The organism is Microbacterium lushaniae (genome assembly GCF_008727775.1).
GTDB lineage: Bacteria > Actinomycetota > Actinomycetes > Actinomycetales > Microbacteriaceae > Microbacterium > Microbacterium lushaniae.
In genome coordinates this window covers 427137-442962 of sequence record NZ_CP044232.1, presented here as the reverse complement: position 1 = coordinate 442962, position 15826 = coordinate 427137, and the positions used below count along the sequence as shown (strand labels likewise).

Here is a 15826-nt window from a genome sequence, read left to right as displayed (position 1 = left end):
CTAACCTAGCCCCGCGCGCTCGTCGTGCGCACCGTCTCCCTCGATGGGGCCGCGGGAGAGTCCGACCGCACGGGCGCCGCGCGAGGTGGCGGCCGAGACGGCGACCGACTCGTCGATGTCGGGGTAGCGCGGCCGGAGCGTCACGGGGGCCCGCCGGCTCTCGGCGCGCTTGGCCCGACGCGCGGAGGCGACCAGGTTCAGCGCCTCCACGAAGATCGCGAACGCCATCGGGCCGTAGATGAGCGCCTTGTCGATGTGCAGCCCGAAGCCCTCGGCGATGAGGAAGACGCCGATGAGGAGCAGGAACGACAGGGCGAGCATCTTGACCGTGGGGTGGCGGTTGACGAACGTGAAGATGAACCGCGACGCGAACAGCATGATGCCGAACGAGACCACCACGGCGGTGATGATGACGATCATGTTGGTCGTCATGCCGACCGCCGTGATGACCGAGTCCAGGGAGAAGACGAGGTCGAGGGCGAGGATCTGCAGGAGCACCGCACCGAAGGTGGCTGTGCCGCCGCCGGACCCCGAGTGATCCTCCGCGCCCTCCAGCTTCTGGTGGATCTCGTGGACGGCCTTGTAGACCAGGAACAGCCCACCCAGGATCAGGATGAAGTCCTTGATCGAGAACCCCAGGTCGCCGATGCGCAGGATGTCGGCGGTCAACGTGATGATCCAGCCGGCGAGGAAGACCAGGCCCACGCGCAGCACCATGGCCAGGGTCAGGCCGAGGTTGCGGGCCCGCGCCTGCTGGGCGACGGGGAGCTTGGAGGCGAGGATCGAGATGAAGATCACGTTGTCGACGCCGAGCACGAGCTCCAGCACGAAAAGCGTGAGGAATACCGCGATCAGGTCGGGCGTGATGACGAGGGAGAAGTCCACGCTCCGATGCTAAGGGGCCCAGCCCGATGGCCCGGACACAGACTCCTTCCACCGCGGCGCGGGATGCCGCCCGCTGCGCGCCGCCGCCTGCCGACCGCATCGCGGCCAGGACGTGTGCCGCGGAGATCGATTCGTCAGGCCACCCGGTCCTGAGACGCGGTCACTCGGCCGGTTCGAGCGCACCGCGAGCGCGGTCGGCGGCACGTGCGGCGGCTTTCGCCCGGTCGCGGGCATCCGTGTGCTCGTCCTCCAGATTCGCGACCTTCTCGTCCGCCGCATCCGCGTCACGTTCGATGCGCGCGAGCTCTGCGCGCAGGTCGTCCACGCGCTCGTGCAGCAGATCGGCGCGCTCACGGGCCTTGGCGAGCTTCTCCTCGAGGCGCGCCGCGTTGCGGTCGGCTTCGGATGCGGCGCGGTCGGCGTCCCGCGCGGCTGCTTCGGCCGCCTTGCGCGCGCGCCGCGCGGCGAGGTCGTCGCGCGCGGGCGCGGGGCGGTCCGGCGCCCCGGGAACCGATCCCGCCACCGCGTCGGCGATCTCCGCCGGTTCCATGCCGTCGGCCTGCACCGTTCGGACGAGACGCCCGGTGAGGATCGCGGCCGCGGCCGCGGCGTCCACGATCGCGGCGTTGATGGTGACTTCGACCTCCTCGAGCACGGCACGGCTGAGGGGGGTGCCCGCCTCCTCGGCCAGGGCGGCGGCGCGCCGCGCGAGCCCCGCGACGAGGGCGCGACGCTGACGTCCGAGCTTCGCCAGCTCGGGAGCATCCAGGTCGTCCTGCGCCTCGTGCAGCGCCTGCGAGAGCTCGACCGCGTCCGTCAGCTGCCCGTCGCGGACGAGGAGGTTCACCGCCCAGGCAGCCACCGACGGCTTGCGCAGCGCCTTGATCTGCGTCGCCAGCGCGCCGGTCGCCGACGCCGCGCGGTCGTTCCGGGCGGCGGTGAATTCCGCCGGGGGCAGGCCGTACAGCGCGTCAGCCGCCGCGTCGAGGTCTTCGCCCGCCGCATCCGCCATGCGCCCATTCTCGCGCGCAGCGCCCGCACTTAGCGCCGATCCCCGCGTGCACAACGGCGGAGATCCTGGCCGACACGCCGGATGCGGGCTCTCGCCGCCGGCGTGTCGCGGCGCACACCCGCAGTTGTGCACGAGGCCGGCGGGACCAGGCAGCAGTGCGGGCGGGTGCGGCCTCCGCCGATCGCCGCGCACAACTGCGGAGATCCTGGCCGACACGCCGGATGCGGAGCCCCGCCGGGGGCGTGTCGCGGCGCACATCCGCAGTTGTGCACGAGGCGGGGCGAGGGCGGGCGGGAGGGAGGGGCGTCAGACGGCGGAGGGGGCAGCCCCGCGGATCTGGCGGTGCAGGCCCTCCATGCGGGTGTCGAGTTCCGCGGCGGTGTCGGCGGCCTCCTTGAGGTGCGCGAGCAGCTCGTCGGGCACCTGGCGGTCGTACTTGTAGTAGATCTTGTGCTCCAGGCTCGCCCAGAAGTCCATCGCGATGGTGCGGAACTGCACCTCCACCGGTACCGCGACGCGTCCGGTGGACAGGAACACCGGCACCTCCACGATCGCGTGCAGGCTCTTGTACCCGTTCGGCTTGGGCGAGGCGATGTAGTCCTTCACGCTCAGCACCGTGATGTCGTCCTGCTGGGTGAGCAGGTCGAACAGCCGGTAGGCGTCCCCGACGAAACTGCACGTGATGCGGATGCCGGCGATGTCGGTCACCGCCGCGCGCACCGAGGGGAAGTCGGGCTCGATGCCCTTGCGCTGCACCTTCTCGACGAGGCTGTCGGGCGATTTCACGCGGCTCGACACATGCTCGATGGGATTGTACGCGTGCATCTCCTGGAACTCCTCACGGAGGATCGAGATCTTCGTCTCCACCTCCGCCAGGCCGAAGCGATACTCCATGAGGAACCGCTGGAACTCGTCGCGCATCGCTCGAAGAGCGGTGCCGGACACGGTGATCTGCTGCTCGTCGAGCGATCCGGGCATGCCCGGCACGCTACGGCTGCCGGCTACGAGGGCGCTGTGAAGCGGCGCGTCAGACTGCGGCGTGCGGCGGGTGGCGCCGCTCGAGGGCCGCGCCTTCCACGTCGACGTTCGGGATGATGCGGTCCAGCCACCGCGGGAGCCACCACGCCGACCGGCCGAGGAGGTGCATGACGGCCGGCACCAGCAGCATCCGCACGACGATCGCGTCCAGGAGCACCCCGAGCGCCAGCCCGAAGCCCATCGACTTGATGATCACCGACTCACTCGTGACGAAGCCGCCGAAGACGGAGATCATGATGAGCGCCGCAGCGATGACGACGGTGCGGCCCGCGCGGAATCCCTGGGCGACCGCGAGGCGCGCCGAAGCGCCGTGCACGTAGGCCTCCCGCATCCCCGTCGCCAGGAACAGCTGGTAGTCCATCGCCAGGCCGAAGAGGATCCCCACGAGGATGACCGGGAGGAAGCTGAGGATCGGGCCCGGGTTGTGGATGCCGAACAGATCGCCGAGCCACCCCCACTGGAACACCGCGGTCACGGCGCCGAAGGTCGCGAACAGCGACAGCACGAAGCCTCCCGTCGCCAGCAGCGGCACGAGGATCGAGCGGAACACCATCACCATGATGAGGAACGACAGCCCCACGACCACGGCGAGGTACAGCGGCAGCACGTCGGCGAGGCCCTCGGAGATGTCGATGTTGATGGCGGCCTGCCCCGCCACGCCCAGGTCGATGTCTCCGTCGACGGGAGGGAGCGAGCGCAGATCGCGGACCAGGCGCTCGGTCGAGGCACTGTTGGGGCCCTCGGCGGGCACGACCTGGAACGCGGCGAGCGAGGAGTCCTCCGCGATTGCGACCGGCGCGACGGCCACGACGTCCTCCTGCGCGGCGAGTTCGCGTGCGACGGCGAGCTGCGCGTCCTGCACCGCGGGGTCGTCGAGGCCCTCGGGAAGGGATGCGGTCACCAGCAGCGGCCCGTTGAGGCCTTCGCCGAATGCCTCCTCGGTCGCCGTGTACGCCCGGTAGGCCGGGGAGTCCTCCGCCTCCGAACCGCCGTCGGGGAGCCCGAGGCGCATCGACATGGCCGGGATCGCGACGACGAGCAGGAGCACCACGGCCAGGAGTGTCGTGGTCACGGCGCGAACGGTCGACATCGGCTGCACGGCGCGCCCGCGCGGCCGCTGCCGGCTACTCCCGGCCTCCGCCGACGCCGCGCGGGCGAGCCGGGCGCGCGCCCGGCGCCCGAGCACCCGCCTGCCGGCGAGCCCGAGGAGCGCCGGAGTGAGCGTCACGGCGATGAGCACGGCGATGAGCACGCTGGCCGCCCCGGCCGTGCCCATGAGCCCGAGGAACGGGATGCCGGTGACGTTGAGGGCGAGGAGGGCGACGATCACCGTCGTGCCCGCGAAGACGACCGCGTTACCGGCGGTGCCGTTGGCCAGGCCGATGGACTCCACCACCTCGGCCCCCTGCAGGAGTTGCCGGCGGTGGCGGTACAGGATGAACAGCGAGTAGTCGATGCCGACGGCCAGGCCCAGCATGACGCCGAGGATGGGGGTCACCGACGCCATCTGCACGACGCCCGAGAACGACAGCGTCGCGAGTGCTCCGATCGCCACACCGGTCAGTGCGGTGACGATGGGGAACGCCGCCGCCAGGAGCGAGCCGAGCACGACGACCAGGACGATCCCGGCGATGGCGACGCCGACGGCCTCACCGACACCGAGGATCTGCGGGACGCCCTGGGAGATGTCGGTCGAGAACGACACCTCCACCCCGTCGATCGGCTCGGCCGTGAAGTGGTCCATGACGGCCTGCTTCGAGCTCTCCGGCAGCTCCAGGCGCGGCTCGGTGAAGGACACGCTGACCAGCGCGGTCGCGCCGTCCTCCGATACGACCCGGATGCCGTCGGCGTAGGACAGCAGCTCGGCGCCGCGTTCGAGCTGCGCCTCCTGCTCGGCGAGCGTCGCCTCGCCGTCTTCGAGCTGCGCCTGCTGGGCATCCAGCTCGGCGAGACCGGCATCCAGCTGCGCCTGCTGGGCGTCCAGCTGCGCGAGCTGGGCGTCCAGCTGTCCGGTCGGCAGGCCCTGCCCCTGCGCCTGGGCACGCCCGGCCTCCAGCTGAGCCCGTCCGGCGTCGAGCTGGGCCTGAGCGTCCTCGAGCTGCGCCCGCCCGGCCTCCAGCTGCGCCCGGCCGGCGTCGGTCTGCGCACGGGCATCGTCCAGCTGCGCCCGCCCGGACTCCACCTCGGCGCGCTGGTCGGCGAGCTCCTGCTCCGCGTCGAACGGATCGATCACGTCCGAGACGTCGGGCAGATCGCCCGCCGTCGCCACGAGCGCTGAGATCTCCTCGCGCTGGGCATCGGTGAGGGCGGCGCCGTCGTCGGTGGTGAACACGACCGTGCCGGAGGCGCCGCTGAAGTCGGGGAGGGTGTCCTCCAGCTCGGCGATCACCTCGCCGGAGGCTGTGCCGGGGATGTCGAAGCTCGAGCTGAGCCCCTTGAAACCCAGCGCGAAGCCGCCGCCGGCCAGGGCGAGCAGCGCGATCCAGGCGATCACGACCGCCCACGCGCGACGCGCGGCGAAGGTCCCGAGACGGTGGAGAAGTTCGGCCATGCGGATCCCCTGAGTTCGTGAGGGCAGGCCCGTCGAGGGCACCCTCGACGCCGACGTGCAGAAGCTAAGATAACACGGACCGTCTCGTCTTCTGATCGGAGTGCCCATGCCCCTGCCTCGGAGCGGACCGGTTAGGAGCGAGGCCGCACGGCAGGCCATCCTGCAGGCCACCGCCGACCTCCTCGCCGAGCGCGGGTACGACGCGCTCACGATCGAGGGCATCGCTGCACGGGCGCAGGTGGGCAAGCAGACGATCTACCGCTGGTGGCCCTCGAAGGGGGCCGTGATCGCGGAGTGCCTGCTGGAGGGCAAGATCCTGCCAGGGCGCCTCCTCGTTCCCGACACCGGCGACATCCGCCACGACCTCTCGCAATGGCTCACGACGGTGTTCGCGCTGCTGGGCGAAGACCAGGGCGAGACCCTCCTGCGCTCCCTCGTGGCCGCCGCCGCCGAGAACGCCGACACGGGGCGGCGACTGCGCGACAGTCTCACCGGGTCGGGATCGGTCGCGGGGCGCCTGCGTTCGGCGATCGGCACGGCCCCCAATCTCACGACCGACACGCCGGTGGACGAACTGGCCGAAGCCCTGTCCGGCGCGGTCATCCTGCGCGCCCTCAGCCGGGAACCGCTGCGAGAGCCGGACCTGGTGCGACTTCTGGACGCCGTGCTGGGACGGTGACGGTCAGGCCGGAGGGGCGGTGGTCGAGCGGACGACGAGGCGGGTCGCCAAGCCCACCTGCGTCGCATCCGGCACCTCTCCGCGCATGAGGGTCACCAGGAGCGTGGCCGCCGTCGCGCCCAGCAGCTGCATCGGCTGATGCACGGTCGTCAGGGGCAGTGCCGCCTGCGAGGACTCGGGGATGTCGTCGAAACCGACGACCGACAGGTCGCCGGGGATGCTCAGACCCAGCCGCGTGGCGACTTCGATCACGCCGAGGGCCGACAGGTCGTTGGCGGCGAACACGGCGGTGGGCCTGCTCGGCGAATCCAGCAGGAGCCGGGCCTGCTCGCGGACGGTCTCGGGGTGGTACATACCCACCCGCACGAGCGCCGGGTCGTACGCGATGCCCGCCTCGGAGAGGGCGCGACGGTAGCCTGCGTCCCGCGCGATCGAGGAGCGCAGATCGGGCCGCCCGGCGATGAACCCGATGCGGCGGTGCCCCAGCTCGACGAGGTAGCGGGTCGCCTCCCACGCGCCGGTGAAGCTGTCGGATTCGACGGTGGGCACGTCGGCGCGCCCCGTGTGCGGATCCACCGCGACGATCGGCACGTCGACGGAGACACCCAGGATCGTGGGGGTGACCATGATGGCGCCGTCGATCAGGGTGCCGCTGAGCCGGCTGAGTGAACGCCGCTCCCATCCCTCGCCGTTCTGCTGGCGGGAGCCGCTGTAGGCGAGCAGGTCGTAGTGGGTGTCGCGCAGGGCGCGGCCGACACCCTTGAGGATCTCGGCACTGAACGGCTCGAAATCGGCCACGAGCACGCCGATGACACCGGTGCTGCGGGCCCGCATGCTGCTGGCCACGAGGCTCGAGGCGTACCCCAGCTCGGCCACCGCCGCCAGCACGCGCTCGACCGTTTCGGGCGAGACCCCGTACCGGCCGTTGACGGCTTTGGACACGGTGGCGACCGAGACACCCGCCGCGCGCGCGACGTCGTTGATGGTGGGACGCCGCGACATGGCGCTGATCCTAGCGGCATGGAAAATGTTTTCGAAAACGTTTGACGACATGCCGCGCCCTGCGCACACTGGCTGAGCACCCGGCGACGCACACGCACGGGATGCGGCACCTCGATGGGCGAGAGTGCACTCAATGAAGAGACAGGTGATCACATGAGAACCAAGCGATTCACAGCGGGGGCGGTGGCGCTCGCGGCAGGTGCGCTCGTCCTGAGCGCGTGTTCGGGTGGAGGCGGAGGCGGCTCCGACTCGGGCGACGGCGCGGTCGAGATGACGCTGTGGCAGAACTCCACGACCGGCCCCGGCCAGCAGTTCTGGAAAGACGCCATCGCGGCGTTCGAGGACGAGAACCCGAACGTCACGATCAAGATGCAGTCCGTCCAGAACGAGGACATGGACGGCAAGCTGCAGACCGCGCTGAACGCCGGCGACCCGCCCGACATCTTCCTCCAGCGCGGCGGCGGCAAGATGGCGGCGATGGTCGACGCGGGCCAGCTGATGGACCTGACCGACGTGATCGACGACAACCTCAAGGAGGAGATCTCCCAGGTGGCGTTCGACGCCGAGACGTACGAGGACAAGATCTGGGCCATGCCCCTCTCGGTGCTGCCCGGCGGGTTCTTCTACAGCCAGGACGCGTTCGACGCCGCCGGCATCACGGAGAACCCCACCACGGTCGACGAGCTGAAGGCCGCGGCGGAGGAGCTGAAGACCACCGGCATCGCCCCCGTCGCACTGGGCGCCAAGGCGGCATGGCCGGCCGCGCACTGGTACTACTTCTTCGCGCTGCGCGAGTGCAGCTCCGAGGTCATCGAGGAGACCAGCGAGACCAAGGACTTCAGCGACGAGTGCTGGATGAAGGCCGCCGAAGACCTCGAGGACTTCGCATCCATCGACCCGTTCAACGAGGGATTCCTCACCACGGAGCCGCAGCAGGGCGCCAACAGCTCGGCCGGGCTCATCGCCAACCGTCAGGCCGCGATGGAGCTCATGGGCGCCTGGAACCCCGGCGTGATCGCGTCCCTGACCCCCGACGAGAAGCCGCTGCCCGACCTGGCGTGGTTCCCGTTCCCCGAGGTCGAGGGCGGCGAGGGCGAGCCCGGTTCGCTCATGGGCGGCCTCGACGGCTACTCGTGCGCCGCACAGGCTCCTGAGGAGTGCGCCGACTTCCTCAACTTCGTCGCCAGCGCCGAGCAGCAGACGAAGTACTACGAGGCATTCCAGTCGCCGCCGGTGAACTCCGTCGCGCAGGAGGCGGTCACCGAGCCGTACCTGATCGGGATCCTCGAGGCCTACAACGAGGCGCCGTTCGTGTCCCAGTGGCTCGACACGGTGCTCGGCCAGAACGTCGGCAACGCGCTGAACGTGGCCGTCGTGGACATGCTGGCGGGCAACAGCTCGCCCGAGCAGTTCATCCAGACCGTCAACACGGCGGGTGCGCAGGGCTGAGTATGTCCATCCGCGAGATGTCCTCCACGGGCGATTCCGATCTCGCGCAGCACGACGGGGGCGGCGTCACGCCGCCCCCGTCCGTGCCGCGGGATCCCCGCCGCCCCCGCGGCCTCGGCTGGGCCGGGCGCCTCGAGGTGCTGATCATGGTCGGGCCCGCCGTCCTCTTCTTCGTCGGCTTCGTGATCCTGCCCGTGATCATGGCCGCGTACTACGGGTTCTTCCGCTGGTCCGGGTTCGGCCCGGCGACCGACTTCGTCGGCCTGCAGAACTACATCGTCATCTTCACCGACCCCAACTTCCAGGCAGCGCTGCTGCACAACGGCTTCATCGTCGTGATGTCACTCGTGCTGCAGGGCCCGCTCGCGATCCTGCTCGCACTCCTGCTGAACCGACGGATGCGGGGGCAGTCCGTCATCCGCGTGCTGATCTTCGTCCCCTACGTCATCGCCGAGGTCGTCGTGGGAACCGGCTTCAGCCTGCTGCTGGCCACCAACGGCGCCGCCAACGGCGCGCTGGAGAACCTGGGCCTCGGATTCCTCCGCGCCGACTGGCTCTCCGATCCCTCGATCGCGATCTGGACGCTCATGGCGATCCTGACGTGGAAGTACATCGGCTTCGCCGTCATCCTGTTCCTCGCGGGGCTCCAGGGGATCCCCGAAGAGCTGTACGAGGCCGCCGCCATCGACGGCGCGTCGTACTGGCAGATCCAGCGGCGCATCACGCTGCCGCTGCTGGCGCCGACCCTGCGCATCTGGGCGTTCCTGTCCATCATCGGGGCGCTGCAGCTGTTCGACCTCGTCTACATCATCTGGGGGCAGTACGTCTCCTCCGTCGCGGGCACGAACACGATGGCCATCTACATGGTGGCCACGGGCCGCAACTCCGGGAACTTCGGGTACGGCAACGCCGTGGCCGTCGTGATCTTCGTCATCTCGATGATCGTCGCGCTCATCTACCAGCGCTCCATCCTGCGCCGCGACACCGCCGGCGCGATCACAGAGAGGGGTGCGGGATGAGCACCATGGCCATCACCACCCGGCGCGCGAAACCCCTCTCGCGCACGCGCCAGCGCCTCCCGTGGGGACCGCCGGCGGTCTACTTCGTCGCGCTCGCGATCATCGCGCTGATGCTCGGACCCGTCATCTACATCATCATCGGCGGGTTCCGCACGAACTCGCAGATCACCCTCGAGCCGGCGGGCTTCCCCGCGCCGTGGAATTTCGAGAACTACCTCGGCGTCATCACGAGCGGGCAGTTCTGGACACAGGTGGGCAACTCCACGATCGTGGCCCTCGCCACCACGATCGGCGCTGTCGCCCTGGGTCTCATGGCCAGCTACGTGATCGCGCGCTACAGCTTCCGGGGCCGTGGCGCCCTGTACGCCCTGTTCGCCTCGGGGCTGATGTTCCCCATCACCGTGGCGATCACGCCGCTGTACATCGTGGTGCGCAGCCTCGGCCTGATGAACACGCTGCCGGGCATCATCCTGCCCCAGATCGCGTTCGCGCTGCCGACGACGGTGATCATCCTGGTGCCCTTCCTGCGGGCGATCCCCGATGAGATCCAGGAGGCCGCCTACATCGACGGATGCGGCCGCCTGGCCTTCTTCTGGCGTATGGTCCTGCCGCTCGCGGTGCCGGGCGTCATCACGGTGGGCATCCTCGCCTTCATCGGGAGCTGGAACGCCTACCTGCTGCCGCTGTTCATCCTCAACAACGAAGAAGCCTTCACCCTGCCGCTGGGCGTGCAGGCGTTCTCGTCGCAGTACTCCGTGGACACCGCACGCGTGCTCGCGTTCACGTCGCTGTCCATGCTCCCCGCGCTGGTGTTCTTCAGCCTGTTCGAGCGTCGGATCGTCGGCGGTCTCACCGGCGCGGTGAAGGGCTGACCATGGAATCGATGACATCGGGGCCTTCGGCGCGCGTGCGCGCGCTGCTGGCCGACATGACCCTCGAGGAGAAGTCGGCGCAGCTGGTCGGCTACTGGGTCGATCAGGGCGGAGAGGTCGTCGCCCCGCTCGCGGACGAGATGGTCACCTCGACCAAGTACGCCGACGCCACCGTGCACGGCCTCGGGCATCTCACCCGCGTGTACGGCACGCGGCCGGTCGAGCCGGTCGAGCGCGCGCGCTGGCTGTGGGAGGAGCAGCGCCGGCTGCGGACGCAGACGCGCCTGGGCATCCCTGCCATCGTCCATGAGGAGTGCCTCACCGGCCTCGCCGCATGGAAGGCGGCGACCTTCCCCACCCCGCTCGCGTGGGGCGCCGCCTTCGACCCCGACCTCGTGCAGGAGATGGCGGAGAGCATCGGCGACTCCATGCGAGAGCTCGGCATCCACCAGGGCCTCGCCCCGGTGCTCGATGTCATCCGCGACCCGCGATGGGGCCGCGTGGACGAATGCATCGCGGAGGATCCGTACGTGGTCGGCACGATCGGCACCGCGTACGTGCGCGGGCTCCAGAACGCCGGCATCCACGCCACCCTCAAGCACTTCGTCGGGTACTCCGCCTCGCAGGCCGCGCGCAACCACGCCCCCGTCCACGCCGGGCCGAGGGAGATCGCCGACGTGCTCGTGCCCCCCTTCGAGATGGCGCTGCGCGACGGCGGGGCGCGGTCGGTGATGAACTCGTATGCCGAGATCGACGGCGACCCGGTCGCGGCCAGCCCCGCGTACCTGGACGACCTGCTCCGTGACGAGCTCGGATTCGACGGGGTGGTCGTCTCGGACTACTTCTCCGTCGCGTTCCTGCACTCCACGCACGCGGTCGCCGCCGACCTGGGCGAGGCCGCCGAGCTCGCCCTGCGCGCGGGCATCGACGTCGAGCTGCCCACCGGCGACGCGTACGCCCAGCCGCTGCTCGCGCGCGTGCGGGAGGGCGTCGCCGACGAGGCGCTGCTGGACGCCGCGGTCCTGCGCGTGCTGACGCAGAAGGAGGAGCTCGGCCTGCTCGACGAGTCGTTCACCGAACCTCCGTCGTCGGTCGACCTCGACTCGCCGCGGCACCGCGACATCGCGCGGCGCCTGGCGGGCGAATCGGTGATCCTGCTGGCCAACGACGCCACCCTGCCGCTGCCGCGCGCGACCGTGCGGCGCGTCGCGGTGATCGGCCCCAACGCCGACTCTTCCGAGGCGCTCATGGGCTGCTACTCGTTCGCGAACCACGTGCTCGCGCACCATCCCGACGTCGAACTCGGCATCGCCATCCCCACGGTGCTGGACGCCCTCCGCGGCGAATTCCCCGACGCGGCGGTGGACGCCGTCCGCGGGTGCGACGTCGAGGGCGACGACGGGGCGGGCATCCCCGCCGCAGTGGCCGCCGCGGCGGAGGCGGAGGTGGCGATCGTCGTCGTCGGCGATCGCGCGGGCCTGTTCGGTCGCGGCACGGTCGGCGAGGGCAACGACGTCGAGGACCTCGAGCTGCCCGGCCGGCAGCGCGAACTCGTCGAGGCGGTCGCCGCGACGGGCACGCCCGTCGTGCTCGTGGTCGTCTCCGGACGCCCGTACGCGCTGGAGTGGGCCCTGACCGGCCCGCACCCGGTGGGCGCCCTGGTGCAGACCTTCTTCCCCGGCGAGGAGGGGGCGGATGCGGTGGCCGCGGTGCTCTCCGGCCGCGTGAACCCGTCCGGCCGGCTCCCCGTGTCGCTGCCCCGCTCCGCAGGCGCCCAGCCCTACACGTATCTGCACCCTCCGCTGGGCGGACCCAGCGGCATCACGAGCGCCGACCCCACGCCGGCGCTGCCGTTCGGGCATGGGCTCAGCTACACCACTTTCGAACACGTCGGACTGGAGGTGACGCCCACGGCGGACGCAGGCGAGGTCTTCACCGCCGCCGTGACCGTGCGCAACACCGGCGCGGTCGCCGGGGCGGATGTCGTGCAGCTGTACGGCCACGACGTGTACGGCAGCATCACGCGGCCCGTCGCCCAGCTGCTGGCGTACCAGCGCGTGTGGCTGGAGCCGGGAGAGGCCAGGGAGGTCACCTTCACGGTGCCCAGCGCCCGACTGGCGTTCACCGACCGCTCCGGGCGCCGCATCGTCGAGCCCGGCCGCGTCGATGTGTGGGTCGGGCCGTCGTGCGCGAATCGCGAGGTCGAGTCCGCCGTGCAGATCACCGGCGAGGTCCACCGCGTCTCCCGGGCGGATGCCCGGATGGCGACGTCGGTCGTGGGGCCGGCTCTGCAGGCTGTGGCGGCGGACGGCGCCGCGCTGGCCCCCTCCCGCGGCTGAGGCGGAACGCCGGTGCCCTCCCCCGCCGGTGTGGCGGAGGAGGGCACCGGGGCGTCGCTCAGTTCAGGACGAACGAGAACGTCGCGGTGTTTCCCACCGCGTCGTGCACGATCATCGTGTTCTCCCCCGGCACGGCCCCGAAGGTACCGGGACGGAGGAAGTTGACATCGGACCACGGGTTGTTCGTGAGGTCCTTCTCGACCCCGTTGATCACCACCTTGTCGATGCCGCCGGCGTCGTACAGCTTGTAGCTGACGACGTCGTACCCGGCCGGGGTGCCGACGGTGAAGTCCGCCCCGTCCTTCACCGTCGCCGTCGGCGCGTCCGCGTCGACGGTGAACGCGAAGGTGCCCGTGCGCGAGACGTTGCCCGCACGGTCGTGCGCGTTGTACTTCACCGAGTACTGGCCCGAGGGCAGCGCGACCGTCGCGGCGTGGGTGCCGCGCTCGGCGCCGTTCATCGCGGTCTGCGTGCTCTTGACCAGCGTGCCACCCTGATACACGTTCGCGACGATGCGCTCGAGCCCGCCCAGATCGGATGCGTCGACCTGGACCTGCAGCGCTCCGAAAGGTCCCGCGGTCGCCGGTGACACCAGAGCCACCTCGGGGCGGACCGTGTCGGCCGGGGCGCTCTGGAACAGCCGCGGGGCGAAATCGATCAGGTTCTTCTGCCAGACGTCCCACCCGTGCGGTCCGGGCGTCACACCGTTGAACTCGTACTCGATCCCGAGCTCGTCGAGCACGGGGAGCGAACCCATCACCGAACCGTACGTGAAGTCGGTGATGTCGCCGGTGTACAGGCGGAACAACTCGGTGCCGGCGTTGATGGCCGCCACGTCCACGCCCGCGGTGCCGCCGAACCCGGCCGCGAATGTGCCGATGTAGGCGAACTCGCCCGGGTGCGCCTTGAGCACCGACACCGTGCGCGCTCCCCCGGCCGAGAGCCCCGCGAGGGCGCGCTTGGCCAGATTGCCGCTGACGTTGTAGCGCTCTTCGGTGACGGGCACGACGTTCTCCAGGAGCTCCCTCGGGTAGTCGCTGACGTTGCCGTTGGGCATGACCACGACCATCGGCTCGATCGCGCCGTCGAGGGAGAGGTTGTCGAGGATCTGACGCGCGCGCCCCACCTCGACCCAGTCCGTCCAGCTCTGTCCGCCGCCGTGGTTCAGCACGAACAGCGGGTACGGCTCCGGACGCTCGGCGTCGTATCCGGGTGGCGTCCACACGTACGCGCTGCGCTCCTGACCGGCCACCGAGCTCTGGTACGACATCACGGCGAGGTCGCCGCCGGAGCCGGCCGGCACGTCGGTGAGGAGGCGTGCCCCTTCACCGGGGACGAGGAACGTGCTCCACGCCGGCTCGCTCGTGACGAAGGTCGGGTTGGACGCGTCCTTCACCGGCTGCCGATCGACGATGAAGCGGTAATGGTAGAACTTCGACTCCAGCGGCCCCACGGTGGCACGCCACCGGTCGCCGACCTTGTTCATCTCCACGCGCAGCCAGCTGCCGCCGGGGGCCCAGTTCGCCCAGACCGAGACGTACTCGGCGTCGGCGAACTCGGTCGTCGTCTCGAAGGTGACGAAGCCGTCCTCGGAGATCCACGGGGTGGGTGTGGTGCCGGGAGCGGGCGGCTCGAACCGCTCGGTGAGGGCGGTGTGGCCCTCGCTCATCGCCGGGTCGCTCGCCTGGCCGGTGAACAGCCGCGGCGCGAAGTCGATGAGGTTCTCCTGCCACGCGTTCCAGTTGTGGCCGGCGTCGGGGTTGACGCCGTCGAACTGGTACTCCAGGCCGAGCTCGTCGAACTTCTGGAACGAGTCGTAGACGTCGTTGTGGGCCACGTCGGTGGGGTTGCCGACGTACACGCGGAACAGGTCGGTGCGGTTGTTCATCTTCCGCACCGGGATGTCGTCGAGGTCGCCGAACCGGCCGGCGCCGAAGGTTCCGATCTGGGAGAACTCGCCGGGGTGCTCGCGGAAGACCTCGAAGGTCTGACCGCCGCCCATCGACAGGCCGGCGAGGGCTCGCTTCTTCTTGGACGGTGAGACGTGGTAGGCGTCTTCCACGGCCGGGACGATGTTGTCCATGAGCTCCGCCGGGAAATCGGGCACGTTGCCGTTGCCCATCACCACGAGCATGTCCTCGAGGCGGCCCGACAGCCACAGGTTGTCCAGGATCTGCTCGGCGCGACCGACTTCGACCCAGTCGCGGTAGCTCTGACCGCCACCGTGCTGGAGGTACAGCACCGGCAGCTTCTTGCCCTTCGGCTGGTAGGTGGGAGGCACCCACACGAGCGCCTCGCGCTCCTCGTCCGCCACCGAGCTGTCGTATGTCAGCGTCTCGATCGTGCCGGCCTCCTCGGGCGCGTCGGCGAGGAGAGCCGCGGACTCGCCCGGGATGAAGAACGTGCTCCACTCCGGCTCGGATGCCACGGTCGTGGGGTTGCTCGCATCCTTGAGCACCTTGCTGTCGTCACCGGTGATCTGGTAGTAGTACAGCCCCGGCGTGAACGGCCCGTACGTCGCCGTCCAGTTGGCGCCGCTGCGCTGCAGGCCGATCTGCGCCCAGTTCGCGGAGGGACCGAAGTTGCCCTCCACGACCACCTGCGACACCGGCCCGACCGCCTCCTCGACCGCGGCGTTGGGCACCGCGATCCGCAGGTACCCGTCGTCCTGCACGGTGATCCACGGCTCGGCCGCCGTGGCCGGCACCGCGCCGGCGAGGGCGGTGAGGGCGACGATCGCCGCCGTGAGCACCGCGACCGCGCGTCTGGCGCGCGGGAACCGGCTCGGCGGCCGGCTCTCGGATGTGATCTCCATCGATTCCTCATCTCGTGTGACGTGTCCGACCGTGCGCAGGCGCGACGAAGGAGGCCCGCACGGGCCGGCTGGGGGCAACGGGATCGACGACGTCGACTCATCCGAGGGCGGATTTACAACGTCGTAAGTGCCGTACGCCGACACTCTCGCAGGGCGTCACGCGCC

At 70.4% G+C, this 15826-nt stretch carries 11 protein-coding genes; 5 read left to right on the top strand and 6 right to left on the bottom strand.

Annotated elements, in window-relative coordinates; translation table 11 throughout:
• The 4 genes from F6J85_RS02095 to F6J85_RS02080 form a co-directional block, all read right to left on the bottom strand.
• The gene (locus tag F6J85_RS02095; protein WP_150923645.1) at window positions 1–885 is read right to left on the bottom strand and encodes a TerC family protein; all 885 of its coding nucleotides are present in this window, start codon (window positions 883–885) and stop codon (window positions 1–3) included.
• Window positions 886–1045: 160 nt separating this feature from the next.
• The gene (locus tag F6J85_RS02090) at window positions 1046–1897 is read right to left on the bottom strand and encodes a transposase (protein ID WP_150923644.1); all 852 of its coding nucleotides are present in this window, start codon (window positions 1895–1897) and stop codon (window positions 1046–1048) included.
• Window positions 1898–2203: 306 nt separating this feature from the next.
• The gene (locus F6J85_RS02085) at window positions 2204–2875 is read right to left on the bottom strand and encodes a GTP pyrophosphokinase (RefSeq protein ID WP_150923643.1); all 672 of its coding nucleotides are present in this window, start codon (window positions 2873–2875) and stop codon (window positions 2204–2206) included.
• A gap of 49 nt (window positions 2876–2924) precedes the next feature.
• Entirely contained in the window at window positions 2925–5486 is a 2562-nt protein-coding gene (locus F6J85_RS02080; RefSeq protein ID WP_150923642.1) for an MMPL family transporter, read from the bottom strand.
• 106 nt (window positions 5487–5592) lie between these two features.
• On the opposite strand from F6J85_RS02080, the gene F6J85_RS02075 reads away from it, so the two are divergent.
• Complete coding sequence (locus F6J85_RS02075; RefSeq protein WP_150923641.1) at window positions 5593–6165, top strand: TetR/AcrR family transcriptional regulator; 573 nt, start codon at window positions 5593–5595, stop codon at window positions 6163–6165.
• Window positions 6166–6168: 3 nt separating this feature from the next.
• On the opposite strand, the gene F6J85_RS02070 is transcribed toward F6J85_RS02075, so the two are convergent.
• Window positions 6169–7167, bottom strand: a complete 999-nt coding sequence (locus F6J85_RS02070; RefSeq protein ID WP_150923640.1) for a LacI family DNA-binding transcriptional regulator — start codon at window positions 7165–7167, stop codon at window positions 6169–6171.
• A 153-nt stretch (window positions 7168–7320) separates the two neighbouring features.
• Here F6J85_RS02070 and F6J85_RS02065 point away from each other — a divergent pair, with 153 nt between their 5' ends.
• From F6J85_RS02065 to F6J85_RS02050, 4 genes are read left to right on the top strand one after another with little or no spacing between them, the layout of a single operon-like run.
• Entirely contained in the window at window positions 7321–8616 is a 1296-nt protein-coding gene (locus tag F6J85_RS02065; RefSeq protein ID WP_150923639.1) for an ABC transporter substrate-binding protein, read from the top strand.
• 2 nt (window positions 8617–8618) lie between these two features.
• Window positions 8619–9635 carry a carbohydrate ABC transporter permease gene (locus tag F6J85_RS02060; RefSeq protein ID WP_224793460.1) on the top strand — a complete coding sequence of 339 codons (1017 nt, stop codon included), beginning with the start codon at window positions 8619–8621 and terminating at the stop codon, window positions 9633–9635.
• The gene (locus F6J85_RS02055) at window positions 9632–10507 is read left to right on the top strand and encodes a carbohydrate ABC transporter permease (protein WP_150919885.1); all 876 of its coding nucleotides are present in this window, start codon (window positions 9632–9634) and stop codon (window positions 10505–10507) included. The genes F6J85_RS02060 and F6J85_RS02055 overlap by 4 nt, the downstream gene beginning before the upstream one ends.
• A gap of 11 nt (window positions 10508–10518) precedes the next feature.
• Entirely contained in the window at window positions 10519–12846 is a 2328-nt protein-coding gene (locus tag F6J85_RS02050; RefSeq protein ID WP_420846119.1) for a beta-xylosidase/alpha-l-arabinosidase, read from the top strand.
• Window positions 12847–12904: 58 nt separating this feature from the next.
• Here F6J85_RS02050 and F6J85_RS02045 read toward each other — a convergent pair whose 3' ends face one another.
• Window positions 12905–15661, bottom strand: coding sequence for an alpha/beta hydrolase-fold protein (locus F6J85_RS02045; protein WP_150923637.1), 2757 nt, complete (start codon window positions 15659–15661; stop codon window positions 12905–12907).
• Window positions 15662–15826 lie beyond the last annotated feature (165 nt).

Coding starts and splice junctions, on each gene's coding strand:
- F6J85_RS02085 (WP_150923643.1), bottom strand. CDS start 2,875: ATGCCCGGATCGCTCGACGAGCAGCAGATCACCGTGTCCGGCACCGCT.
- F6J85_RS02060 (WP_224793460.1), top strand. CDS start 8,619: ATGTCCATCCGCGAGATGTCCTCCACGGGCGATTCCGATCTCGCGCAG.
- F6J85_RS02045 (WP_150923637.1), bottom strand. CDS start 15,661: ATGGAGATCACATCCGAGAGCCGGCCGCCGAGCCGGTTCCCGCGCGCC.
- F6J85_RS02055 (WP_150919885.1), top strand. CDS start 9,632: ATGAGCACCATGGCCATCACCACCCGGCGCGCGAAACCCCTCTCGCGC.
- F6J85_RS02050 (WP_420846119.1), top strand. CDS start 10,519: ATGACATCGGGGCCTTCGGCGCGCGTGCGCGCGCTGCTGGCCGACATG.
- F6J85_RS02065 (WP_150923639.1), top strand. CDS start 7,321: ATGAGAACCAAGCGATTCACAGCGGGGGCGGTGGCGCTCGCGGCAGGT.
- F6J85_RS02090 (WP_150923644.1), bottom strand. CDS start 1,897: ATGGCGGATGCGGCGGGCGAAGACCTCGACGCGGCGGCTGACGCGCTG.
- F6J85_RS02080 (WP_150923642.1), bottom strand. CDS start 5,486: ATGGCCGAACTTCTCCACCGTCTCGGGACCTTCGCCGCGCGTCGCGCG.
- F6J85_RS02070 (WP_150923640.1), bottom strand. CDS start 7,167: ATGTCGCGGCGTCCCACCATCAACGACGTCGCGCGCGCGGCGGGTGTC.
- F6J85_RS02075 (WP_150923641.1), top strand. CDS start 5,593: ATGCCCCTGCCTCGGAGCGGACCGGTTAGGAGCGAGGCCGCACGGCAG.